This is a genomic window from Pseudomonas sp. B21_DOA (assembly GCA_030544685.1).
GTDB classification, from domain to species: Bacteria; Pseudomonadota; Gammaproteobacteria; order Pseudomonadales; family Pseudomonadaceae; genus Aquipseudomonas; species Aquipseudomonas fluorescens_AO.
Map to the genome: position 1 here is coordinate 2151287 of CP086683.1, position 24237 is coordinate 2175523.

14 protein-coding genes and 5 pseudogenes are annotated in these 24237 nt (G+C 56.5%); 3 read left to right on the forward strand and 16 right to left on the reverse strand.

From position 1 onward, the window contains the following. Nucleotides 1-17 precede the first annotated feature (17 nt). Nucleotides 18-1645, reverse strand: a pseudogene (locus LJU32_09775) (glucan biosynthesis protein D). A 403-nt stretch (nucleotides 1646-2048) separates the two neighbouring features. Here LJU32_09775 and LJU32_09780 point away from each other — a divergent pair. After that, entirely contained in the window at nucleotides 2049-2234 is a 186-nt protein-coding gene (locus LJU32_09780; GenBank protein WKV90425.1) for a hypothetical protein, read from the forward strand. A 249-nt stretch (nucleotides 2235-2483) separates the two neighbouring features. Here LJU32_09780 and LJU32_09785 read toward each other — a convergent pair whose 3' ends face one another. The 5 genes from LJU32_09785 to LJU32_09805 form a co-directional block, all read right to left on the reverse strand. After that, complete coding sequence (locus LJU32_09785) at nucleotides 2484-3908, reverse strand: gamma-aminobutyraldehyde dehydrogenase (GenBank protein ID WKV90426.1); 1425 nt, start codon at nucleotides 3906-3908, stop codon at nucleotides 2484-2486. Nucleotides 3909-4073: 165 nt separating this feature from the next. After that, nucleotides 4074-4898 (reverse strand): ABC transporter permease, encoded by an 825-nt coding sequence (locus LJU32_09790; GenBank protein WKV90427.1) that lies wholly within the window; start codon nucleotides 4896-4898, stop codon nucleotides 4074-4076. Next, a complete protein-coding gene (locus LJU32_09795) occupies nucleotides 4888-5823 on the reverse strand; it encodes an ABC transporter permease (GenBank protein WKV90428.1) in 936 nt (311 codons plus the stop codon). The genes LJU32_09790 and LJU32_09795 overlap by 11 nt, the downstream gene beginning before the upstream one ends. A gap of 1 nt (nucleotide 5824) precedes the next feature. Continuing rightward, entirely contained in the window at nucleotides 5825-6862 is a 1038-nt protein-coding gene (locus LJU32_09800) for an ABC transporter ATP-binding protein (GenBank protein WKV90429.1), read from the reverse strand. Nucleotides 6863-7009: 147 nt separating this feature from the next. Then, the gene (locus LJU32_09805) at nucleotides 7010-8161 is read right to left on the reverse strand and encodes an ABC transporter substrate-binding protein (GenBank protein ID WKV90430.1); all 1152 of its coding nucleotides are present in this window, start codon (nucleotides 8159-8161) and stop codon (nucleotides 7010-7012) included. Between the two features lie 298 nt (nucleotides 8162-8459). On the opposite strand from LJU32_09805, the pseudogene LJU32_09810 reads away from it, so the two are divergent. After that, nucleotides 8460-9177: pseudogene (locus LJU32_09810) on the forward strand (tellurite resistance TerB family protein). A gap of 726 nt (nucleotides 9178-9903) precedes the next feature. Here LJU32_09810 and LJU32_09815 read toward each other — a convergent pair. The 5 genes and pseudogenes from LJU32_09815 to LJU32_09835 form a co-directional block, all read right to left on the reverse strand. Beyond that, on the reverse strand, nucleotides 9904-10191 hold the full coding sequence (locus tag LJU32_09815) for a barstar family protein (GenBank protein WKV90431.1): 288 nt from the start codon (nucleotides 10189-10191) through the stop codon (nucleotides 9904-9906). 137 nt (nucleotides 10192-10328) lie between these two features. Further along, nucleotides 10329-10724 carry a hypothetical protein gene (locus LJU32_09820; GenBank protein WKV90432.1) on the reverse strand — a complete coding sequence of 132 codons (396 nt, stop codon included), beginning with the start codon at nucleotides 10722-10724 and terminating at the stop codon, nucleotides 10329-10331. A gap of 455 nt (nucleotides 10725-11179) precedes the next feature. Next, nucleotides 11180-12396: pseudogene (locus LJU32_09825) on the reverse strand (RHS domain-containing protein). A 16-nt stretch (nucleotides 12397-12412) separates the two neighbouring features. Then, a complete protein-coding gene (locus tag LJU32_09830) occupies nucleotides 12413-12715 on the reverse strand; it encodes a hypothetical protein (protein ID WKV90433.1) in 303 nt (100 codons plus the stop codon). Nucleotides 12716-13131: 416 nt separating this feature from the next. Next, nucleotides 13132-14952 (reverse strand): annotated as a pseudogene (locus LJU32_09835) (RHS domain-containing protein). A 218-nt stretch (nucleotides 14953-15170) separates the two neighbouring features. Here LJU32_09835 and LJU32_09840 point away from each other — a divergent pair. After that, the gene (locus LJU32_09840; GenBank protein ID WKV90434.1) at nucleotides 15171-15725 is read left to right on the forward strand and encodes an RNA 2'-phosphotransferase; all 555 of its coding nucleotides are present in this window, start codon (nucleotides 15171-15173) and stop codon (nucleotides 15723-15725) included. A gap of 457 nt (nucleotides 15726-16182) precedes the next feature. On the opposite strand, the gene LJU32_09845 is transcribed toward LJU32_09840, so the two are convergent. From LJU32_09845 to LJU32_09865, 5 genes and pseudogenes are all read right to left on the reverse strand, one after another. Beyond that, nucleotides 16183-20778 carry a DUF6531 domain-containing protein gene (locus tag LJU32_09845; protein WKV90435.1) on the reverse strand — a complete coding sequence of 1532 codons (4596 nt, stop codon included), beginning with the start codon at nucleotides 20776-20778 and terminating at the stop codon, nucleotides 16183-16185. Then, entirely contained in the window at nucleotides 20778-21515 is a 738-nt protein-coding gene (locus LJU32_09850; GenBank protein WKV90436.1) for a DUF4123 domain-containing protein, read from the reverse strand. Before LJU32_09850 ends, LJU32_09845 begins: the two co-directional genes overlap by 1 nt. Then, complete coding sequence (locus tag LJU32_09855; GenBank protein WKV91229.1) at nucleotides 21505-21795, reverse strand: DUF2345 domain-containing protein; 291 nt, start codon at nucleotides 21793-21795, stop codon at nucleotides 21505-21507. Before LJU32_09855 ends, LJU32_09850 begins: the two co-directional genes overlap by 11 nt. A 159-nt stretch (nucleotides 21796-21954) precedes the next feature. Next, nucleotides 21955-23545: pseudogene (locus LJU32_09860) on the reverse strand (type VI secretion system tip protein VgrG). A 134-nt stretch (nucleotides 23546-23679) separates the two neighbouring features. Next, the gene (locus tag LJU32_09865) at nucleotides 23680-24195 is read right to left on the reverse strand and encodes an Hcp family type VI secretion system effector (protein ID WKV90437.1); all 516 of its coding nucleotides are present in this window, start codon (nucleotides 24193-24195) and stop codon (nucleotides 23680-23682) included. Nucleotides 24196-24237 lie beyond the last annotated feature (42 nt).

A 24237-nucleotide genomic window follows, 5' to 3' on the forward strand; every position in this document is an offset into this window, starting at 1 on the left:
GCAGGCGCCTCAAATCTTCAAGGGTATTTGCGCTTGTCCGGCGCTGGCGGGAAGTACTGGTACAACCAGGTCTCACTTAAGGTGCGGTCGTTGGTACGAATGAACAGGCGCAGTTCCACGGGCTCGACACTGTCATTGGTCGGGTACCAGTCGAACAGGATCCGGTAACCCTTGATGTCGTCCAGCACCAGCACGCTGAAATCCTGCACCTTGCCGTTCGAGCAGGTCACCACCGGTTCGATCCCGATGCCCTGCGGCAAACGTTCCAGCCCGCCGCCGGTGAAATCCACGGCAAAGCGGCGTGCCCACACCTCTGGGTAATGTTCGCCCGGTGCCCAGCCTTCGGTGAAACCGCCCATGCCGGAACGGGTCGCGTGCACCCGCGCCAAAGGCGTACCCACTGGCGGCAGTGCGCTCCAGTAGAGCTTGTAGCCATAATTGAGCGAGTCCCCGGCAGCCACGGGTTTTTCGGCGTCCAGAACGCGACGATGTTGTCCAGCGTCTCGCCGGTGGTAGGAATTTCCAGCAGATCGATAGAGCCTTCGCCCCATGCGGTCGTCGGCTCTACCCACAGGCTCGGACGCTTGCTGTACCAGTCGACGGTGTCCTGATAGTTGGCAAATTCGTGATCGGTCTGCACCAGACCGAAACCCTTCGGATCCGTATCGGCGAACGCATTGAACTGCAGGGTGGCCGGGTTGTTCAGCGGGCGGCAGATCCACTCGCCGTTGCCGCGCCACATGGCCAGGCGATCCGAGTCATGAATCTGCGGGTGGATGGTGTCGCACATGCGCCGTTCGTGGGTGCCACAGCTGAACATGCTGGTCATCGGCGAAATGCCCAGCTGTTCAATGGCGGTACGCGCATTAATGTGCGCGTCGATTTCCATGACCACCCGTTCCGCCTGGCAATCGATGTCGAAACGATAGGCACCGGTCGCGCTCGGCGAATCGAGCAAGGCGTAGACCACAAAGCGTGTGGCGTTCTTGTCCGGCGTCTCGAACCAGAACTTGGTGAAGTCGGGAAACTCTTCGCGCTTCTTCGCGTAGGTATCAATGGCCAGGCCGCGCGCGGAGAGGCCATATTGGCCAGTAGCATCGACCGCACGGAAATAGCTGGCGCCGAGAAACGACACCACGTCATGCCGATCCAGCTCCGGTGCCTTGAACAGTTTGAAGCCGGCAAAACCCAGATCGCCCTTGAGCTGCTGGGTGTCGACCGAAGTGTTCTCATAATTGAACAGCGCCGGGCGGAAATGCACCTCGCGCGCCATGCGCGTCTTCGGATCAACGCTGTACATGCGCACCGGCTGACGGAAACCCATGCCGACGTGGAAGAACTGCACGTCCAGCTGACCTTTGTTTTCCTTCCACAAGGAATGCTCGCCGTCGTAGCGGATCGCGTTGAAATTCTGCGGAGTCATGGTTGCCAGGGTTGGCGGCAACACCTGTTTCGTATCCTGATAGGCGTTGCCGGCGAGCTGCTTGGCCTGGCGCTTCAACGATTCGAAATCAAAGGCCTGAGCCTCGCCATCGGCGGCGCCGCCATTGGCTGCCCAGGCGCGGGCGGCTAGCAGGCCCGACGCGGAAAGACCGGTATAGGCCGCAATGGCCATGGACGCTTTGAGCAAATTCCTGCGGTGCATAAATACAACCTGTCGTGTGCAATCCAGCGCCGTTCCTGGCACCTGTCGGATCGGAAATTACGGTTCGGTCATGCCTTCGGCCAAACGCAACGGACTATAAACAGATGCCCGCTAGCTTAATCGGTTCGATTGTCGGGCAAAAAGGCTTGTTTGCGTTGCGTCATCTGGCAATGAAACAAGACATGTCTGTAATTTTTCTGACAGGGCTCTCTGATTTAGAGGGCATATCTGCTTTTTTCGATTAATTACTCTAAAAACCACTTTTCAACGCCGATTTAATTCCTATTCTATGGGCAAGACCGGATACAAGCCTTCGTGCCGGCGGGGCACACGACGCTGCTCGAAGAGGCAGGGCGATGTGAGGTTCAGCAGTTTCTTGACTCAATAGAGAAGGACATCGTCCATGGCAAAAATACAAGGCATCACCGAAATGTTGGGCATTTTTCCTTGCTTGGGCGGCGGGCGCAGAAGACGTCGTCTCAATTCCGAGGAGTTGAAGTTGGTGGAGCGTTACCGAGAGTTGTCGGAGAGCGACCGGATCGCCATGCGCTATCTGGTGGATGCGATGCGGAGTGTTTCGCGGTTTTAACGTAAGGGCACAGTGAGAGCCTTTTGGCTTTTGCAGTCGCCCATTTATTCAACCTGCCAGCGTCGGCATCGACGATGCCGACGCTAGTTGCTTTAAGCGTTTTTGTTTTGGTGAAGGTGCCGAGGCAAAAATGCTTCGTAGAGCCGGTTTCCGTTCTGGAGCCGAGGTGACACTTTCGCGAGCAGGCTCGCTCCCACAGGGAATAGAGATCAAATGTGGGGGCGAGCCTGCTCGCGAAGTTTCTGGATCCTAGTGCTTGAACATCACATGCCGAACCGTGGTGTAGTCCTCCAGCCCAAACATGGACATGTCCTTGCCGTAGCCGGACAGTTTCTGACCGCCGTGGGGCATTTCACTGACGAGCATGAAGTGAGTATTCACCCATGTGCAGCCGTACTGCAAGCGCGCCGACAGACGATGCGCGCGTCCCACATCGCAAGTCCACACGGATGACGCCAGGCCGTAGTCCGAATCGTTGGCCCACTCCAGCGCCTGTGCTTCCTCGGTAAATTTCGTCACCGAAACCACCGGCCCGAATACTTCACGGCGGACGATTTCGTCATCCTGCTGCGCGTCGGCCAATACCGTTGGTTCGAAGAAGAAACCATCGCCGTCGACCGATTTGCCACCAGTGATCAGGCGAATGTGCGGTTGTGCCACGGCGCGTTCGACGAACCCGGCAACACGGTCGCGATGTTGCGCGGTGATCAATGGGCCGAGTTCGGTTGAGGGATCGTCCTGCAAGCCGTACTTGATGCTGCTGACCGCCGCGCCGAGCTTTTCGACGAACATGTCGTAGATGCCTTGCTGCGCGTAGATCCGGCACGCAGCGGTGCAATCCTGACCGGCGTTGTAGAAGCCGAAGGTACGTATACCTTCCACCGCCGCGTCGATATCGGCATCGTCAAAGATGATTACCGGCGCCTTGCCGCCGAGTTCCATGTGCATGCGTTTAACGCTATCGGCGGTGCTGGAAATGATGTTGGCGCCGGTGGCGATCGAACCGGTCAGGGAAACCATGCGCACTTTCGGATGATTCACCAGTGGACTGCCCACCGTAGGACCGCGACCGAATACCAGATTGAGCACGCCGGCCGGGAAGATTTCCGACGCCAGTTCGGCCAGACGCAACGCGGTCAGCGGAGTTTGTTCCGACGGTTTGAGCACCACCGTATTACCGGCAGCCAACGCCGGAGCGATTTTCCAGGCGACCATCATCAGCGGGTAGTTCCACGGTGCGATGGAGGCGATTACACCAACCGGATCGCGGCGAATCATCGAGGTATGCCCGGGCAAGTATTCGCCAGCGGCCGAACCGCCCATGCAACGACTGGCGCCGGCGAAGAAGCGGAACACGTCGGCAATCGCCGGAATCTCGTCGTTGAACGCGGCGCTGTAGGGTTTGCCGCAGTTGTCGGATTCCAGTTTCGCCAGTTCCTCGCCGTGGGCTTCGATGGCGTCGGCGAGTTTGAGCAGCAGCAGCGAGCGGTCTTTCGGAACAGTTTGTGACCACTCGGCGAAGGCGTTGTCGGCGGCACGCACGGCGGCATCGACCTGGGCTTCGCTGGCTTCGTTGATCTCCACCAGTATTTCGCCCCGCGCAGGGTTGAGCACCGGCTGCGCCGGGCCTTCGCCGTCGACCAGTTGGCCGTTGATCAAGAGTCTGGTTTGCATGGGTTTGTCCTCTTTACAGCAACTGTTGTTTTCCTGAATAAACCGGGACCCTGTGGGAGCGAGCCTGCTCGCGAAAGCGCTGTGTCAGTCGACATCAACGTTGGATGTGCCGGCCACTTCGCGAGCGGGCTCGCTCCCACAAGGAAAACGGTGTCTGTCAGATATTTATTTCCCGCCACTCCCCGCCACGCTCTCGCCCCCTCGCGTCAAGTAATACGCGCCGAGAATCGGCAACATCGTCACGATCATCACCAGCATCGCCACGACATTGGTCACCGGCACATCCCGTGGGCGGCTCAACTGATTGAGCAGCCACAACGGCAACGTGCGTTCATGCCCGGCGGTGAATGTGGTGACTATGATTTCATCGAACGACAACGCCAACGCCAGCATGCCACCCGCCAGCATCGCTGAGCCGAGGTTCGGCAGGATGATGTAGCGGAAGGTCTGCCAGCCGTCGGCGCCGAGATCCATCGACGCTTCGATCAAACTGTGTGAAGTGCGGCGCAGGCGAGCGATAACGTTGTTGTAGACGATCACCACGCAGAAGGTCGCATGGCCGACGATGATGGTGAACATCCCCGGCTCGATGCCCAGCGACTTGAACGTCGCCAGCAAGGCGATCCCGGTGATGATCCCCGGCAGCGCAATCGGCAGGATCAGCATCAGCGAAATGCCCTGTTTGCCGAAAAAGTCCCGCCGGTACAACGCCGCCGACGCCAACGTGCCAAGCACCATTGCGATCAGCGTAGCGATGGCGGCGATCTGCAGCGACAGCTTGATTGCCTCCAAAACATCCGGCCGGGAAAACGCCACGCTGAACCAGCGCAGGGTGAAGCCCTTCGGCGGAAAACTGAACGCGGCTTCTTCGGTGTTGAAGGCATAGAGAAAGATGATCAGGATCGGGAAGTGCAGAAACACCAGCCCACCCCAGGCTGCGATTTTCAAACCCAAAGACGCACGCCCTTGTGCTGAAGCGTCAGAGCGCATCGAAGGCCCCCAGACGTTTGACGATGGCCAGGTAAACCGCAATCAGCACGATCGGCACCAGCGTAAACGCCGCCGCCATTGGCATATTGCCAATCGCCCCTTGCTGCGCGTACACCATGCTGCCAATGAAGTAGCCCGGCGGGCCGACCAGTTGCGGCACGATGAAGTCGCCCAGGGTCAGCGAAAAAGTGAAGATCGAACCCGCCGCAATTCCCGGAATCGACAAAGGCAAGATCACTTGCATAAAGGTCTGACGCGGTTTGGCGCCAAGGTCTGCGGAGGCCTGCAACAGCGACGGCGGCAAACGCTCCAGCGAGGCCTGGATTGGCAGGATCATGAACGGCAGCCAGATGTAGACGAACACCATGAACCGCCCCAAGTGCGAGGTCGACAGAGTGCTGCCGCCGACACCGGGAATCCCCAGAACCATCTGCAACAGCGGCTCCAGACCCAGGTGCTGAACGAACCATTGCGCCACGCCGCCCTTGGCCAGCAGCAGCGTCCACGCGTAAGCCTTGACGATGTAACTGGCCCACATCGGCAGCATCACCGCGATGTAGAAAAACGCCTTGGTCTTGCCCGTGGTATAGCGCGCCATGTAGTAGGCGATCGGAAATGCAACGATGGCGCTGGCGATCGAGACGACGATCGCCATGCTCAGCGTGCGCAGGATGATGTCAAAGTTCGACGGCTGGAACAGCGCGGCAAAATTGGCCAGCGTCAGGTCCGGCGTGACCGCCATGGTGAAGTCGTCGAAGGTGTAGAAACCCTGCCACAACAGCATCAGCAACGAGCCGAGATAGATCGCGCCGAACCACAGCAGCGGCGGCACCAGCAGCATCGACAGGTACAGGTTGGGCTTGCGATAGAGCAGGTTGGAAAACCTGCGCAGCGGTGGCGACGAAGTCATCACGAGGGCGCTCATGTCACACCTCGCTCGCCACGTTGTCATGCAGTTCAACCATCGCTTCCCGTGCCCAGCGCGCACTCAGTCGCTGCCCCGTCTGATGTTGCGCGCTGCTGTCGAGCCATTGATTGTTGGCGTGGCTGATGCTCAGGTTCTGGCCGTTTTCCAGCTTCAGTTCATAACGCGTGGCGCTGCCCTGATACTGGATGTCGTGGAGCAGGCCGCTGACTTCGATTTCGTCGCTGGCGAGCGGGCCATCGGCGAAACGCACGTGTTCCGGGCGGATCGAAAACGCTTGCGAATGACCGCTGATGTGCAGCGCCAGATCGCCACGGATCACGTTCGAAGTGCCGACGAATTCAGCGACGAAAGTGGTGGTCGGCTTCATGTACAGATTGCGCGGCGTGTCGACCTGTTCGATGCGGCCGTTGTTGAACACGGCGACGCGATCGGACATCGACAGCGCTTCGGTCTGATCATGGGTGACGAAGATAAAAGTGATGCCGAGCTGGCGTTGCAGTTTCTTCAGTTCGCTTTGCATCTGTTCGCGCAGTTTCAGATCCAGCGCACCGAGCGGCTCATCGAGCAACAGCACGCGCGGGCGATTGACCAGAGCGCGGGCGAGGGCGACACGCTGGCGCTGGCCACCGGACAACTCCACCGGTTTGCGCACGCCGTAACCACCGAGGGCGACCATGTCCAGGGTTTCTTCGGCACGTTTGTGACGTTCGGCCTTGCCGATACCTTTGACCTTCAAACCGTAGGCGACGTTATCAAGCACGTTCATGTGCGGGAACAGCGCGTAGTCCTGAAACACTGTGTTGACATCACGTTGATATGGCGGCAAACCGGCCGCTTCGGCGCCGTGGATGCGGATCGATCCGGCGCTCGGTTGCTCAAAACCGGCAATCAGGCGCAGGCAAGTGGTTTTGCCCGAACCCGAGGGGCCGAGCATGGAAAAGAACTCACCGTCCTCGATGTCGATGGAAACCCGGTCAACGGCCTTCACCTCACCGAACTGCCGGGACACGTTGGTGAACTGGACTGCAAGTGGCATGGTGTGTTGCTCCCCAAAAGGCGAGGGCTGTCGCGCCTGCTCGGCCTTACTGCTGGAAAACCTGAATCTTAAGAGCTTCGCGAGCAGGCTCGCTCCCACAGGAGGAATACAATCCAATGTGGGAGCGAGCCTGCTCGCGAAGAGACTTTAACGGCCGCCCATGATCGCGATGTAGTCCTGCGTCCAGCGGCTATACGGTACGAACTTGCCGCCCTCAGCCTGTGGGGTTTTCCAGAAAGCGATCTTGTCGAACTGATCAAAACCATTGGTCTTGCAGCCCTCGGCGCCAAGCAATTCGCTCTCTTTACACGCCGCTGGCACCGCCGGCAGCGAACCGAACCACGCCGCCACATCACCCTGGACCTTCGGCTTCAGCGACCAATCCATCCATTTGTAAGCACAGTTCGGATGCTTGGCCTCGGTGTGCAACATGGTGGTGTCGGCCCAGCCGGTGGCGCCTTCTTTGGGGATAGTCGAGGCGATCGGCTGTTTCTCGTTGATCAGGCCGTTGACCTGATACGGCCAGGCGCTGGATGCGACCACACCTTCGTTTTTGAAATCGCTCATCTGCACCGTGGTGTCGTGCCAGTAGCGGTGAATCAGCGGCTGCTGCGCGCGCAACAGATCGAGCACGGCTTTGTACTGAGCTTCGGTGAGTTGGTACGGATCCTTGATGCCCAAATCAGGCTGGGTCGATTTCAGGTACAGCGCCGCGTCGGCGATATAGATCGGGCCGTCATACGCCTGCACGCGACCCTTGTTCGCCTTGCCATCGGGCAGATCCTGCGCGGCGAACACTACGCTCCAGCTGCTCGGCGCCGTTTTGAATACATTGGTGTTGTACATCAGCACGTTCGGGCCCCACTGGTACGGGGCGCCGTAAGTCTGGTGGTTGACCACGTACCATGGCGCGTCTTTCAGACGTGGATCGAGGGATTTCCAGTTCGGGATCAAGGCCGTGTTGATCGGCTGTACACGCTTGCCAGCGATCAACCGCAGCGATGCATCCCCGGACGCTGTGACCAGGTCGTAACCGCCCTTGGCCATCAGGCTGACCATCTCGTCGGAAGTCGCGGCGGTCTTGACGTTGACCTTGCAACCGGTTTCCTGCTCAAAACCGCTCACCCAGTCATACGCCTTGTCGCTCTCGCCCCGTTCGATGTAACCCGGCCACGCCACGATATCCAGCTGACCTTCGCCGGCGCCGACAGCCTTCAACGGCTCGGCGGCCTGCAAGCTGGCACTGGCCAGCAGGGCCGTGGTGATTGCACTGAGCAGTGCGGTCTTGTGCACGAACATGGTTGATCCCTCTTCTTCATATTATGGTCGGGGCAGTGGTGAACGCGGTGCAGCGTGCCGTGGGCGGCTTGTTATTAGCGTAGTCAGAGATGGCCGTGGCGGGGCGGGCGTGTCTCGACATCGGCGATGGAGATTTCGTGCTGGGCTGAAGTGTAGATCGGTTTTTTCAAGGTCAGCCGCGGACTTCAATTCCGAATGCAAGCAACATCTCGAAGCACACTCGCGCGGCCGCTTCGGGCACTTTCGCACTAGGCTGAGGGCCTTACAGATCCGGATAACCCCTGTTTGGAGGCGGAACATGAACACCCGTGGATTGCTCGATCAACTGCTCAAATCCGGCCAGGATCTGCTGCAGAACAAGGCTGGCGGCGCGTCGAACAAATCGGCTGCCGGTGGGCTGGGCGGCTTGCTCGGCGGCTCGTCAGGCGCCAGCGGCCTCGGCGGCTTGCTCTCCGGCGCAGGCGGAGGCGCACTGGCGGCCGGCGCCATGGGCCTGCTGCTCGGCAACAAAAAAGTGCGCAAGGTCGGCGGCAAAGTCGCGATCTACGGCGGCCTCGCCGCACTCGGCGTGCTGGCCTACAAGGCTTACGGCAACTACAACGCGCAAAAGGCAGCGCCCCCAAACCGAACCGCAAACCCTCGACCGCCTGCCACCGGCGCAAGTCGAACAACACAGCCAGGCCATCCTCAAAGCCCTGGTCGCTGCCGCCAAAGCCGACGGCCACATCGACGAGCGCGAGCGCGAACTGATCGAAGGCGAATTCACAAAGCTCGACAACGATCAGGAACTGCAACACTGGCTCCACGCCGAACTCAACAAACCCCTCGACCCCACCGACGTCGCCCGCGCGGCGAGTACGCCGGAAATGGCGGCGGAGATGTACATCGCCAGTGTGATGCTGGTGGATGAGGAGAATTTTATGGAGAAGAGCTATCTGGATGAACTGGCACGGCAGTTGAAACTGGAGCCGGAATTGAAGGTGGAGTTGGAGAGGCAGGTACGGTTGGCGGGGGTGAAGTTCTGGGGAAATCGCAGCGTTGAGTTGCGATTTTCCTGTGTCGTTGAATTGGGGCTTAAACGGAGGCCGAAGTTTGTAATTCCCTTCTGAATCGGGTTCGATTGTAAATTACGAGGTGACCAATTTGTGGGGGGTTGTTTGGATCCTAGCGAGAGAGCGATTACATCTATATAAAACGCAGCGCTATAAGTGAGATGCAATGGCGGCTCGGATGTACCGTTAACAGCCTTTTAAATTGTTGGCTTTATGGGGGCGTAGACCATTATTTGGCTTTCACGCCTCGATCATGAATTCTTCAATTTTTTCAATAAATGCACTTTTGCTTTTAGTTCTGAACTCGCCTAAAAAATTTCGGAGCCTCTGATGGGTTCGCCTCTTTTGTCATATTGGATCGTTAGCATATCAATGACAAAATCTCCGCTGGGGTCCCCTTCAGGCTCGACTCTAGTGTCAAAGCAATGCCCGGTGCTTCGGCGAACTCCTCCAATCAGTACCGAGCTGGAAAACCAGTCGATGGTCTCCGGTGTTAGCTCAACCTCGAACAGATTGTTGATTGTTATAGTCCAGCCGCTTGGCACTCGGATTGGCTGGAGGTGGTATTTGAGTTTCTTTCTCATTTGGTTGTTTTGGATCTCTACGCCTAGGAGCGCTCCGATCTACGCTGCTGACAGTTTCGAGATTGCGCATCGGAAATAAAACAATACGCCGCAAAGTATAGTTTTTTCATTTCAATTTGTAGTCAAATTTTTCGTCTAATCCTAGAGAAATGTCTTGGGCTTTTGTTCTTTCGAATATAGATATTATTTTCTTATAGGTTTCGCCCATGCTTTCTTCGGAATGTTTTGAGTTTTTCCATATGATTACAGTGGGACGCTGAATGTCTGTGCTGAGCAGGTCCCACAAAGCGTTTAGGTTGTTTCCGAAGTTTTGTGTTACGGAAAAGGCTGAAGCTATCCGCTTATGGAAATCCCGCTCCGTTAAAATTGATAAGCCATCAAGTTCAATAATCATTAGGTGTTCTTTCGCTTTGGTTGGCCTGTCATTTCATGCTCCGTGACATAATGTTGCTGATGTCGACGTCTGCTTCGTACGAAGTTAGGCCATGCGCGGAAATTATCGCCAAATTTTTGTTTTGTTCGCTTTTTCATTCAATCTAGTGGGTAATCGCAAGTCCAAGGAGGAGTGAACAGTTCTGGGTCGATGTGGTTCTTCTCCAGAAAAGCATTGATTTCATCCTCTGTATCCATTGTTTGGAGTTTTGTAATTGTGGTGTCGTTAGCACCGATACTATCCCTAGTTTCCAGTATGTGGATTGATAAAGTGAATTCAATAAAGACATATTTGAAGTCTTTTGAATCCTCTAAAAAGCTGTAGTAGCGTTCTCCGGGATGTCTGTCTTCAAAGTTTAGGTGGTATACAGCGTAAATGGCGGCCCACTTTCGAAGCGAACTATCATGCGATGGCAGTTCTTGCGCAATTTCTGTGTAGGATTTTGCTTCCAGTCCCCACCATACTTTTCTAGGGATTATTTTTTGAGAGCTCATTTTTGACCTTCGAATTGGTTTGGCCAGTAGATGCGTATTACTTCACCTTTTACTGGGTGAAGCTGTAAGTGTGGGTTCGCGCCATGGGGGTCACTTGGGTCATGATTTGCCATCGTGACTTTCCTTGTTTGAATATCTGAAACAGGAGTGTCATCCCAATGGTAATATTTTTCAGGGTCTTTGACTTTTCTAAAATGCGTCTTAGCCGTTGCTGAGTTGAATTCTTCAGCGTTTCTATAGCCTTGTCCGACATATTTGCCCAAGAACAATTCTTCAGCTTCCGCTCTGCTATTAACGGTAACAGAAGTAGCACCTCTATCCAGTGCTTCTGAGGCTCGTTTTACTGAGCTATTTGACCAAGGAATTTCTGGTGCTGACGATTCATTGGTATCGACTTTTGCATTTTTAGTGGGTTCCGTTGAATTTCCTTTTCCATCCCCATCTGGCGGACATCCATTCAACCCCAACGGATCCACCCACCCCGTAGGGTTAGGCACGTACTGGTAGCTATTCAACCCACCCGCAAGCTTGATCGGATCCGGCGTCAAGAACCGTCCAGTCCCTGGATTGTAGTAGCGGTGGCGGTTGTAATGTAACCCTGTCTCGGCGTCGAAATACTGACCTTGGAAGCGCAGCGGGTTATCGATTTCGCTGACGTCCAGCGCTGCTAGGTTGCCATAGGCACGGTACTTCGCCGACCACATGATTTCGCCGCTGTAGTCGGTCAGTTCCTGCGGTGTGCCGAGGTGGTCGAGTTGGTAGTAGAACGGGGCCGCTTTTAGCGGGCCTTCGCCGTCGAGCATTGCCAGCGGGCGGAAAGTGCCCGGTTCGTAGATGTAGCTGCGGTAGCGGTTCCCGGCGCTTTCAGCGATGAGGCGTTCGCCTTGCCACAGAAACTCGGTGGTGTGACCGTCGACTGACTTTTCAATGCGGCGGCCAAAGGCGTCGTATTTGTAGGTTGCTGTGCTGCCGCCCGGCAGGCTGACGCCGATCAGGCGGTGTTGGCAGTCGTAGCGGTATTCGGTGACGAGCTTTTGGCCGGCGCCGCGACGCTCGCGGATCAGGTTGCCGTAGGCGTCGTAGTCGTAATGGCGATCGCCTTGCATCAGCAGGCGATTGCCTTTGACGTTAGCGAGATTCGCAACAGGCAGGTCATTCTGTCCGAGGAGGTTGCCTGCCGGGTCATGGGCGAAGCTCTCTGGCATGGCGCCGCGTACGCTGATCAGTCGGTCGAGTGGATCGTAGTGATAGCTGCGGTTGCCTTTGCGGCTGTCGTTAATACCGGCGAGGTTGCCGTTGGCATCGTAGTTGTAGCGACGCTGGAACAGGTGCTTGTCCCGTTGGCTGACGCTGTGGGCCTGTAGTCGGCCCTGTTCATCGTATTGGTACTGGCTAAGCAGCAAGCCTTGTTGGCGTTGTTGCTCGCGACCGGCGTTGAACTGGTGGCTGGTCAGGCGAGAGCCGTTGAGGTCGATGCTGCTCAGGCGTCCACCGGACAAATGACGGTAATCGAGCGTGCAGCCATCCGGCAGACGGCAGTGGCTGAGCTGGCCGACGTTGTCGTATTCGTAGCGCAAGGTGCCCCAGACTTGGTGTTCCTCGATGAGTTGGTCTGCAAGTCATGTTTATAGGCGAAAGGCTAACGACCGTCGTCGACGCTGGCTAGTCAACGCGAGCTCGTCGATCCATTAAATTTTTACTTTATTCAATGTATGATCTAACGCTTTTTCAAGATCGGCCCAGGTTTTGGCCGTTTCGGTGTATATAGGCGATGCCCAATTTTGATTTGCGATTAATGAGATTCTGAAGGCGCCGTGTTCACTGAATTCGGGATACCAGCCAATGTCTATTATTTGCTCGTGCGGGAGTAGCGCTTGCAAAAGATCCTCCCTTAATTCATTTGTAATGAGCGCAATATCCGATCCGGCTAGGCTGGATATTTCGTCAAAAGTTATCTTGCCGCCAAATTTCTTTATGTTTTCAAGATTCATAAATCATTTCTTCTTTTTCGTTAGTTTTCTAAACGATTCTTCTGATATTGGATGTCCATGTATTGTGTTTGCACTTAACTCCACTCTCATGTACTGAGTTTCTTTTCCGTCATTGGCGCCTATGGTTTTTCCCATGTCAATTACTTTCCATGGTTTTCCGTTGTTAACATCTTGACCATTTGCAAACGCGTGCCGCTCTAACGCTTCAATGTCCGTGCCGGGTAGATATTTAGCTGCACCTCCATTAGCGGTCGATTTTACAACCGATGGCCAGGAGCCTTAGGCGCCACATGTTTATTGCCATGATTTGTCCATTGAACGTCGGGAGGAGGCGGGGCTCCATCGCTTACCCTGGCTTTTCCTTCAGGTATTTCAGCGCTTTGCCCCGGAACGCATTTATCTCCGCCTGGACAAGTATTCAACCCTAGGGGATCCACCCACCCCGTAGGGTTAGGCACGTACTGGTAGCTATTCAACCCGCCCGCAAGCTTGATCGGATCCGGCGTCAAGAACCGGCCAGTCCCCGGATTGTAGTAGCGGTGGCGGTTGTAATGTAACCCTGTCTCGGCGTCGAAATACTGCCCTTGAAAACGCAGCGGATTATCGATTTCGCTGACGTCCAGCGCCGCGAGGTTACCGTAGGCGCGGTGCTTCGCTGACCACATGATCTCGCCGCTGTAATCGGTGAGTTCCTGCGGTGTGCCGAGGTGGTCGAGTTGGTAATAGAACGGTGCTGCTTTTAGTGGGCCTTCGCCGTCGAGCATTGCCAACGGGCGGAAGGTGCCCGGTTCGTAGATGTAGCTGCGATAACGATTTTGTGCGCTTTCGGCGATGAATCGTTCGCCTTGCCAGAGGAATTCAGTGGTATGGCCGTCGACGGTTTTCTCGATGCGGCGGCCAAAGGCGTCGTATTTGTAGGTGGCGGTGCTGCCGCCTGGGAGGCTGACGCCGATCAAGCGGTGTTGGCAATCGTAGCGGTATTCGGTGACGAGTTTTTGTCCGGTGCCGCGACTTTCACGGGTCAGGTTGCCATAGGCGTCGTAATCGTAGTGGCGGTCGCCTTGCATGAGCAGGCGATTGCCTTTGACGTTGGCGAGATTCGCAACGGGCAGGTCATTTTGTCCGAGGAGGTTGCCTGCCGGGTCATGGGCGAAGCTCTCTGGCATGGCGCCGCGCACGCTGATCAGGCGATCCAGTGGGTCGTAGTGATAGCTGCGGTTGCCCTTGCGGCTGTCATCGATGCCGGCGAGGTTGCCGTTGGCGTCGTAGTTGTAGCGACGCTGGAACAGATTTTTGTCACGCTGGCCGACAGTGTGAGCTTGCAGGCGTCCCTGTTCATCGTACTGGTATTGGCTGAGCAGCAAGCCTTGCTGACGCTGCTGTTCACGACCGGCGTTGAACTGATGAGAGGTCAGGCGGGAGCCGTTGAGATCGATACTGCTGAGTTGCCCGCCAGGCTGGTGGCGGTAATCGAGTTTGCTGCCATCGGGCATACGGCAGTGCTTGAGCTGGCCGACGCTATCGTATTCGTAGCGCAGGGTGCCCCAGCCTTGGTGTTCCTCGATGAGTCGGTCTTGCAGATCGTATTTATAGGCGAGCGGCCAATGGCCGTCGTCAACGTTAACGAGGCGGCCAAGCGCGTCGTAGCTATAGTGAATCTCTTCGCCGTCGGGTAGCGTTTTTACGAGCAAGCGGCCTGCGGCATCGCGCTGATATTCTGTGACCAGTTCGCTGCCGTCGTCACCGAACTCGGTTTTCGTCAGCAACTGGCCGTTGAGGTCGTATTCGTAGGCAGTCCGACGACCGTCAAAACCGGTTTCCTGTTGGATCAGGCCGTTGGCGTAGTAATCAAGGTGATAGTGCTCGCCGCGCTCGTTTTCAATTTCAGTGAGCAACAGACGCGAGTTGTCGTAGCGGTAGCGCAGTTGGCTGCCATCCGGATTGATGCGGCGGCTGACGAGGTGGAGATTGTCGGCGTATTCGTAGCGGGTGATACGGCCAAGTTCGTCACGTTCAGCAGTGACATTGCCGTAGGCGTTGTAGCTGAATGCGCGAGTGGCGCCGCCGGGCAGCGTAACTTGGGCAAGGCGATTGGCAGCATCCCATTGGTAATGAGTGATCGCGCCGGACTCTTCCTGGCGAGTGATCTGCCTGCCTAGTGCATCGTAACGGTACTTGCGCTGACCGCCGTCCGGAAGACGTTCCTCAAGCAATTGACCGAGATTGTTCCAACCGAGTCGAAGCTGAAGTGATAGAACGATGGTCGCTTGCTAGCCTGCGAGAACCAGCTCGGATGGATCGTCAGAAAAAGATGGCCGCGCGCGATAGGCTGTTGGTGATGGCGGGACGCTGTTCACTCGGGAGTGGGGAAACAGTGGAGCGTTTTTCCTGAACGATTGAGACTTTGATAAGGTTGTTGTAGTTTTTTCAGGTTTTTTTGTATTTGAGGTGTTTGATGACTGACTCGTTTGAAGATTTTAGTAAGTTTATAAGTTATGTGTTACGTCACAAACCCGAGTCCATTGGGTTGCTGCTGGATGTCGAGGGCTGGGCAAATGTAGATGAGTTAATAAAAGGTTCAGAGAAGGTCGGGAAGTTATTAAGCTATGAAGTCATAAGTAATATCGTCTTTCATAGTGATAAAAAGCGTTTTGAGATATCCAGCGATGGAGCATATATTCGAGCAATTCAGGGACATTCGTCGGAATCGGTGAGCCGCAACTACCCTGAAATTCAACCTCCGGATTTTTTGTATCATGGAACGGCTATGCGTTTCCTTGACTCTATTTTGAAAAACGGTCTAATACCCGGGGCTAGGCATCATGTTCATTTAACACAAAGTGAAACGTTAGCATGGGATATCGGACGTCGTTACGGTAAATCTGTGGTTTTACGCATTGATAGTCACGAAATGTTTGTAAAAGGGTTCAGATTTTTTAAAGCTGAAAATGATGTTTGGTTAACAAGCTTCGTGCCTCCGCAATTTATTTATTCGCTTGCAGATGCCTAGTTTGCTCATTCTTCCTCCCATGTAGAATGAGTTTGAATGGCTTCACTCAACCACTCTTTGAAATTCTCATAAGTTCCATGAAGCTCCCAGCCTTCCGAAGCGTAGGCGTGGATTATGAGGACTTCCGGGTTTCCGGATTCATCACGGCCATCGAAGCAGGCTATGTCATCGTTTGCGTTGAACCTCGCAAAGGGGATTAGCTCCCTCTGTGGGTAAAGTTTTTTAAGGTGTGGTACCAGTAATTTACATCCCCTCTTCAAAAACAATGAACCACCAAGGTTCAATATCTATGGCAGGTGTTAGATTGATTGTTTCAATGAAGTCACTTGGATAAGAAAAATGACTTCGGCCTGTGATTTCTAAATAATTATTCATTCTTTGCCGCTCAATTTTGGTAGTTCGTGAGATCCGTAAGGAGTTTCCTTTCCGAAACGTTTTGGCGACTGCTTTCCAACTCTTAATTCGATCGCCTGGCCCCACGTATCTGGTTTTTTCCCTTAACAGCAAAGCGTTGTTGTTCTGGCTCAGTTACTGGATCGTTATATCCGCGCTCTCTGGCTTCTACTTTTATACCGGCTTCGCGTGCGGCACGGACCCGGGTGTTATCCATGCTGGTGAGATGGCCGTCCGGCATTCGGACCACATCAATGGGATCACCTTGCCAACCTTTTTCTCTCATGCTCGCGACTAAATTGTCATAGGTGTAATTGTTTCCTGCTCTGTCGACCTTGTTGTATGAGACAGAGGTTTGGGAAAATCTTACCTCATTTGGGTCAATGGATCGCACTTTTGGGCACTGCGCAACATTACAGCTTAAGCCTAACGGGTCCACCCACCCCGTAGGGTTAGGCACGTATTGGTAGCTATTCAAACCACCCGCAAGCTTGATCGGATCCGGCGTCAAAAACCGTCCGGTCCCCGGATTGTAGTAGCGGTGGCGGTTGTAATGTAACCCTGTCTCGGCGTCGAAATACTGCCCTTGGAAGCGCAGCGGGTTATCGATTTCGCTGACGTCCAGCGCTGCTAGGTTGCCATAGGCACGGTACTTCGCCGACCACATGATTTCGCCGCTGTAGTCGGTCAGTTCCTGCGGTGTGCCGAGGTGGTCGAGTTGGTAGTAGAACGGGGCCGCTTTTAGCGGGCCTTCGCCGTCGAGCATTGCCAGCGGGCGGAAAGTGCCCGGTTCGTAGATGTAGCTGCGGTAGCGGTTCCCGGCGCTTTCAGCGATGAGGCGTTCGCCTTGCCACAGAAACTCGGTGGTGTGACCGTCGACTGACTTTTCAATGCGGCGGCCAAAGGCGTCGTATTTGTAGGTCGCTGTGCTGCCTCCCGGCAGGCTGACGCCGATCAGGCGGTGTTGGCAGTCGTAGCGGTATTCGGTGACGAGCTTTTGGCCGGCGCCGCGACGCTCGCGGATCAGGTTGCCGTAGGCGTCGTAGTCGTAATGGCGATCGCCTTGCATCAGCAGGCGATTGCCTTTGACGTTAGCGAGATTCGCAACAGGCAGGTCATTCTGTCCGAGGAGGTTGCCTGCCGGGTCATGGGCGAAGCTCTCTGGCATGGCGCCGCGCACGCTGATCAGGCGATCCAGTGGGTCGTAGTGATAGCTGCGGTTGCCCTTGCGGCTGTCATCGATGCCGGCGAGGTTGCCGTTGGCGTCGTAGTTGTAGCGACGCTGGAACAGATTTTTGTCACGCTGGCCGACAGTGTGAGCTTGCAGGCGTCCCTGTTCATCGTACTGGTATTGGCTGAGCAGCAAGCCTTGCTGACGCTGCTGTTCACGACCGGCGTTGAACTGATGAGAGGTCAGGCGGGAGCCGTTGAGATCGATACTGCTGAGTTGCCCGCCAGGCTGGTGGCGGTAATCGAGTTTGCTGCCATCGGGCATACGGCAGTGCTTGAGCTGGCCGACGCTATCGTATTCGTAGCGCAGGGTGCCCCAGCCTTGGTGTTCCTCGATGAGTCGGTCTTGCAGATCGTATTTATAGGCGAGCGGCCAATGGCCGTCGTCAACGTTAACGAGGCGGCCAAGCGCGTCGTAGCTATAGTGAATCTCTTCGCCGTCGGGTAGCGTTTTTACGAGCAAGCGGCCTGCGGCATCGCGCTGATATTCTGTGACCAGTTCGCTGCCGTCGTCACCGAACTCGGTTTTCGTCAGCAACTGGCCGTTGAGGTCGTATTCGTAGGCAGTCCGACGACCGTCAAAACCGGTTTCCTGTTGGATCAGGCCGTTGGCGTAGTAATCAAGGTGATAGTGCTCGCCGCGCTCGTTTTCAATTTCAGTGAGCAACAGACGCGAGTTGTCGTAGCGGTAGCGCAGTTGGCTGCCATCCGGATTGATGCGGCGGCTGACGAGGTGGAGATTGTCGGCGTATTCGTAGCGGGTGATACGGCCAAGTTCGTCACGTTCAGCAGTGACATTGCCGTAGGCGTTGTAGCTGAATGCGCGAGTGGCGCCGCCGGGCAGCGTAACTTGGGCAAGGCGATTGGCAGCATCCCATTGGTAATGAGTGATCGCGCCGGACTCTTCCTGGCGAGTGATCTGCCTGCCTAGTGCATCGTAACGGTACTTGCGCTGACCGCCGTCCGGAAGACGTTCTTCAAGCAGTTGACCGAGATTGTTCCAACCGAGTTGATGACGGCTGCCGTCCGGGTGACGGATTTCCAACAGACGACCCTGCGGGTCATAGCTGTAATGGGTGGCATTGCCGTCCGGGTCAATCTGCGCAGTGACATCACCTTGTCGGTTGCGTTGATACTTCAAACTGGCTTTGCCGCGACGAACGTCGCTGACGAAGCCGTTGATATATTCGTAAGTTGTAGCTTCGTCTTCTGGGGGGATGACAGCGGTCATCAGTCCGTTGTCGTCGTAGCGGTATTCGGTAACGGCGCCCAATGGGTCCTTTTCCGCGATCAATTGACCCTTGTCGTTATAGGCTTTTTGATGCTCGGCACCATCGGGATCAATTTTGCTGATCAGTCGCGCCTGATCATCGTGGGTGTAGACCTCTTCGCTACCATCGGCGTTGGTAACGGTAACGCTGCCTTTGTCGTCCCAGGCGTATTGCGCTTCCATCTGGGAAAAGTTGGCCCAGTGACGTGTACACCGAGACAGTTTGCCTTCGTTTTCCCACTCCCAGTAGAACGCCGCGCCGCCTGCCAATTGCCGCTCGAGAATGACGTGCTGGTCGTTGTAGCGATAGCGTTCGGCTTCGTCGGCGGCATTCTTCGCCTCGATCAGGCGATGCTGCGTGTCGTAGCTGTAAGTGACCAGCGTCTGCACTGTGTTCCATGCGGCCTCAAGATTGTCCGCTGGCAGGAACTGTTGATAGTCGACGGCGATGATGTGCTTGCGATCGTAGCGCAGGAGCAGGGCGCGGCCGGCACCGTTGTCGAGACGTTTGATGCGCCCATGGATGTCTCGAGTAACGTGCAAGCGGTTGCCATAGCTATCGCTGATGGCGATCAGGGTCGCGCCTTTGCTGTCGAAGCGGAAGTGATAGAACGATGGTCGCTTGCCAGCCTGCGCGAGAATCAGCTCGGATGGATCGTCACCTAGAAAAATGGCCGCGTGCGATAGGCTGTTGGTGATGGCGGGACGCTGCTCGCTCGGAAGTGGGAAAACGGTGGAGCGGTTTTCCTGATCGGTCCAGATGACTTCATCGCCATTGATCTCGATGCGATGAGCGAGCGCGTGGCTCCAGCCATAGCCGAGACCGCAGTCGATTTCCACAGCACTGGTGCGATAGAGGCGGCTCCATTCAAACGGGAGCAGGCCGTCGAGGTGGCCGTCAGTTAACGTCAGTAATTCTTCGCCAGTGACCATCGAAACAGGGCAGCCGCTAGTGCAAGTCTTTGCAGCAGGCTCTGCGCTCTTTTCGGCGGGATTTGTCGCCTGGGTCGATACATCATCAGCGACTCTGCCTTCAGCAAGTCTGGCGTTTCTCTTGCCATCAAAACGCAACTCGGAAATCCCGTTCCTGACCTTCGCCGTCACCCCTCGGGCCGCCACTGCGGTGTACTTGGCGACATACTCCATAAAGCCGTTGATGATCTTGAACACCGACTTCACGAAGCCGATCACAGCCTTGATGACAAGCTCTCCGTACTTCTTGAGTCGGGCCGCAAGGTAGATGACGCCGGTACCTTCTGCCGCGATGGTCAATACCACGCCGATCACGATGTCGATCGCAATGCCAACGACAATTGCCGTGGTCATCTTCGCTACATCGCCCGCCATCTTCATCGGCGGCAAGCCCGCGAGCCAGATCACCGCACTGCGCACCAGCAAAAACAAAGCCGCTTCGTCACTGGCCAGCAACATGGCCTTTTTCATGATGTCCGGCGAGCTTTTGGCGACTTTGATCAGCTCGTCTGCGCCAGCGCCGAGATCCTTGGCGAATTTCTTCGGATCCTGGAGGATATCGAGCACAAGGCTGATGCCGTCCCACACACCCTTGATGGCCTCCCAACCACCTTCAAGAATGCCGTTGCCGATGGCCATGGCTGTGCCGGAGGTCGAAAGATTCGACCATTGCGGTTTGAAGCCCGCCCATTCCTTGCGCAGGAAACCTTCCAGGTCCGCGGTCACCCCGCTGTAGGAGCTGAAGAGGGCGTCGATCTGCGCCGGCGTCACTTCGTTATGCACGCGGATCTGGTAGAACTTGCCGGGTACACCGCCGGTCCAGGCGGCTTTGCCTTGGGCGTCGAGTTTGACCTTGCTGACTGCGCCACCATCCACAGCAACGATTTCGACTTCGATATCACCAACCGGAATGTCGTAAACCGATTCGAATTTGCTCTCGATCAGCAACGGACCTTTGAGTGGACATTGAGCCACGTTCGAGCTGAAGCTACCGTCAGTCATGCTCAACGCTTTACTGGTGTTGCCAACCTTGATGACACGCTCCATGCCCAACAAGGACGGCATGTCAGTTGCACGACTGCCCTTGTCGAGCGCTCGCGCGTACCAGGTTTTGGTTTGTTCCTGATACAGCTTCAGACTGTCCTTGAAGGTGTTCAGTTGGTTGTCAACAAAGGCAACGCGATCCATCAGCCTTGCTCCAGAATCAGGTGGTTTATCAATGCTTCTTTAAGATTTTGCGGCGCATCCGGGCGGCGCACGAAGCGGGTGATTTTCAGCTTCAGATTGTTATCGGGCCACGCGGTGTAGAGGTCCGGGCGGTCTTCTTCCAGCCATTGCATCAGGTTGCTGACCAGCGTCGCCGGATTGTCCTTGCTCAACCCTTCCAACAACCCCTTCGGCACCTCCCACCACGGCCAGTCCCGCACCTTCGGCACCACCCGCGTGCCCACTTCCAGCGCCTGCCCATTGATCAGATACCGCTCAAACACCGGCAGCACTTCTCCAGCCTTCTCCCCAAGCCCCCGCAGAATCGGATAAATATGCCGCCCATCCCAAAACCGGAAAAACACCTCTGTGCCATCCGGCATTTTTACCTGCGTCAGGCTGCGCAGATGCTCGAACACTTCGTTCGGTTCTGAACGCGATACCGCCAGCCAGCCCCAGTCGAGGGCGTCGGTTTCGGCGATCCATGGCAGGAAGGCGGAGTTGGCTTTGAGTTCGGTGAGGTAGGGCATCACCGGTTGCCAGGTGGAGTAGGGCGTGCCGCCCCAGATCGGAATGAGCTGGGCGGTGGGTTCGGTGAGGTACAGGGTTTTCAGGGCGTCGGCATCGCTGGCCGCGCTGACGATCAGGTACAGGCGCTCGCCGCTTTGCAGCGGCTGTTGCGCCAGCCAGTCCTTGGGGGTGATTGGTTCAGATGGCACAGGCACCTGCCTTGCATTTTTCGCATTCTTCACAGAACGGCGCGTTACGTTTGAGGGTGTTGATCTGCGCCGGGGTCAGGACTTGGCCGGCCTTGTCGGCATCCGCTTGTTTCAACACGCCGGGCATCAAGGGCGCAGCACCAGTCCCACTGCCAGGGCTGCCACCGGAATTCATGTTGATCACCGGCCCGCTCATGGTCACGCCGCCAGCATCGATCTTGATGAAGCTGCCGCCGCCGACCAGGGTCAGCTCCGCACCGGCTTCCATCACCACTTTCATGCCGCTGCTCAGGTGGATTTCTTGCCCGGCGTCGATGAACTGTCCGGTGCCGATCTTGATGTGCTGGTTGACGCCGACGGTGAGGTGGTCGTTGGCGCGGGTTTCGACTTTGCGGTCGGCGTAGACGGTGTGGTGTTCTTCGGCTTTGAACTCCGTGTAGCTGTTTTGCTCGACGGTGTCGTGGCGTTCGTTGGCGACGCGGATTTTCTGATCGTGCTCGATGTTTTCGTCCCAGTCGCGCTGGGCGTGCAGGTAGATCTGTTCCTGGCCTTTTTGTCTTCGATGCGCAGTTCGTTGTAGCCGCCACCACCCATCGAACTCAGGGTCTTGAAGGTGCTGCGGGTCTTGTTCGCCGGCAGTGGATAGGGGACGGTGTTTTCCTTGTGGTACAGGCAGCCGCTGATCAGCGGTTGATCGGGGTCGCCTTCAAGGAACGTGACCAGCACTTCCATGCCGATGCGCGGGATGGCGATGCCGCCGTACTGGGCGCCGGCCCAGGCGCTGGAGACGCGCAGCCAGCAGCTGGTCTTGTCGTCGGCCTGGCCTTCGCGGTCCCAGTGAAACTGGACTTTGACCCGGCCGTACTCGTCGCAGTGGATTTCTTCGCCTTTCGGGCCGGTAACTACGGCGCTCTGGCTGCCGAGGATGCGCGGTTTCGGGTGGCGCAGCGGCGGGCGGTTGGGCACGTCCATGGCGTGGCCTGGAAGCGGTTGCGGTAGCCCTGGTGGAAGTCGTCTTTCAGCGCCGTGGTGTCGCTGGTCACCGACTCTTCGAGGACTTGCGGCTGTTTGCCTTCGTGCAGGACTTCAGTGAGCAGCCAGAGGTCGTTCCATTTGGCTTTCGGGTGTTCGGTCAGGGCGAGGAAATGACCGCTGACCAGCAACGGCTGATCGCTCTTGCCTTCGGCGAGCTGGAAGTCGCTGCGGTGGCGTTCGAGGGCGCGTTTGGCCAGGTGCTTTCCGCGCTCACGGTCGATGAAGCGGCCCGGGTAATCGTAGTCTTCGAGGTCGGGCAGGGCGTCGCCACGGTTTTCGCTTTCCAGGGTCAGGCGCGGTTTTTCGAAGTCGTAGTCGCGGCGGGTGGTGCGGCTGGTGCGGGTTTCCAGGCGCAGGTCGAAGCGCTTGATCACCGGGTTGCTGGCGACCATGCCGGAGTCTTGCTGATAGGGCACCGGGGCCAGTTTCGGGAACACCGTCTGGTCGTCGCCGAACACCAGCTTGTGCGCCGTGGCGCTGTGCTGGAAGTGGTAGTGAATGCCTTCCTCTTCGCACAGGCGCTGGATGAAGTGCAGATCCGACTCGTCGTATTGCACGCAGTAGATGCGTTCGGGATAGATCGAGCCGGTCTTGAATTCGTAGGCGTTGCCTTGAATACCGTGCTCTTCCAGCACCATGCCGATGATTTTCGGCACGCTGAGGTTCTGGAAGATGCGCTGGTTGATGCGGTGCGCCAGATACGCCAGTTGTGGGCGCAGCGTCACCGAATAACGCGTCAGACGCTTGCCGGAATCGCCTTGCGCGGCGCGGTAGATCTGGCCATGAATGCCGCTGCCGTCAGGCGACAGCTGCAGAAAGGCCGGTTTGTGCAGCAGGGTTTCGAGGTCCAGCGACGGCTGCTCACTGACCAGCTCCACCTCGAAAACAAAAGGCTGGCTGATGGCTTCCCGGCCGGTCAGGGTGAATACCTGAAAATCGGCGGAAAGCCCTTCGATGGTCAGGGCAAAGTGGGTTTCATTGGCCGGCGCGAACATCCCTTGTTCCTCGTGCTGTACAGCGGCGCTCGTCGACGACCGCAAAAAAGCGGCTCAACGTACGCGAAATTCTGGAGGGGCGTAAACAACATCGACCAGCAGAGCTGGCCGATGCGTGTAACGGTCAGCCGTAATTAAACGACTGGAGCACGCCAGTCATCGGAACCCGAAGTACCGGATACTTCGTGGGTCCAGGTGATTTTGCGGTAGGTGAACTGCACTTCTTCCAGGTGGGTGAAGTGCGCGTTGCCTGGATCCTGGCAGTTGTGCATTTTGTTGTTGATGGCGACGATGATCGCGTCTTCCAGTTTGGTGGTGTAGTAGTGCTCTTGGGTGCCTTGAGCCGAAGTGCGGTACCACTGGATAACGATTTCGCTCATGCGCTCGCCGGAAGTCAGAGCTGCTTGCAGCAGTGGCGAAGCCTTGTCGTAGACCTTGGTGATCACAACTGGCTTGTGAACGCGCTGACCGGTTGGCTGACCGGATTGCGGGTCACGCGGGATGATCACGTCGTGGGTGAAAGCCTGAACCATGACCTGGTCTTCGTGGCCTTCCTGGTAGGTGTTGCCAACGGAGTCAGCGGTGAATGCGCCTGCAGTGATCAGGCCTTGTTTTTCGCCGGTAACCGACATGTACGCTGGTGTTGCCATGGGGTGCTCTCCTTGCGGATAAAGTTAGGGTGCCCGGAGGCG

What these genes read in the sequence shown, in the direction of transcription:
- LJU32_09780 (WKV90425.1), top strand. Translation starts at nt 2,049, where the DNA reads ATGGCAAAAATACAAGGCATCACCGAAATGTTGGGCATTTTTCCTTGC.
- LJU32_09785 (WKV90426.1), bottom strand. Translation starts at nt 3,908, where the DNA reads ATGCAAACCAGACTCTTGATCAACGGCCAACTGGTCGACGGCGAAGGC.
- LJU32_09790 (WKV90427.1), bottom strand. Translation starts at nt 4,898, where the DNA reads ATGCGCTCTGACGCTTCAGCACAAGGGCGTGCGTCTTTGGGTTTGAAA.
- LJU32_09795 (WKV90428.1), bottom strand. Translation starts at nt 5,823, where the DNA reads ATGAGCGCCCTCGTGATGACTTCGTCGCCACCGCTGCGCAGGTTTTCC.
- LJU32_09800 (WKV90429.1), bottom strand. Translation starts at nt 6,862, where the DNA reads ATGCCACTTGCAGTCCAGTTCACCAACGTGTCCCGGCAGTTCGGTGAG.
- LJU32_09805 (WKV90430.1), bottom strand. Translation starts at nt 8,161, where the DNA reads ATGTTCGTGCACAAGACCGCACTGCTCAGTGCAATCACCACGGCCCTG.
- LJU32_09815 (WKV90431.1), bottom strand. Translation starts at nt 10,191, where the DNA reads ATGATTATTGAACTTGATGGCTTATCAATTTTAACGGAGCGGGATTTC.
- LJU32_09820 (WKV90432.1), bottom strand. Translation starts at nt 10,724, where the DNA reads ATGAGCTCTCAAAAAATAATCCCTAGAAAAGTATGGTGGGGACTGGAA.
- LJU32_09830 (WKV90433.1), bottom strand. Translation starts at nt 12,715, where the DNA reads ATGAATCTTGAAAACATAAAGAAATTTGGCGGCAAGATAACTTTTGAC.
- LJU32_09840 (WKV90434.1), top strand. Translation starts at nt 15,171, where the DNA reads ATGACTGACTCGTTTGAAGATTTTAGTAAGTTTATAAGTTATGTGTTA.
- LJU32_09845 (WKV90435.1), bottom strand. Translation starts at nt 20,778, where the DNA reads ATGGATCGCGTTGCCTTTGTTGACAACCAACTGAACACCTTCAAGGAC.
- LJU32_09855 (WKV91229.1), bottom strand. Translation starts at nt 21,795, where the DNA reads ATGAAAGTGGTGATGGAAGCCGGTGCGGAGCTGACCCTGGTCGGCGGC.
- LJU32_09865 (WKV90437.1), bottom strand. Translation starts at nt 24,195, where the DNA reads ATGGCAACACCAGCGTACATGTCGGTTACCGGCGAAAAACAAGGCCTG.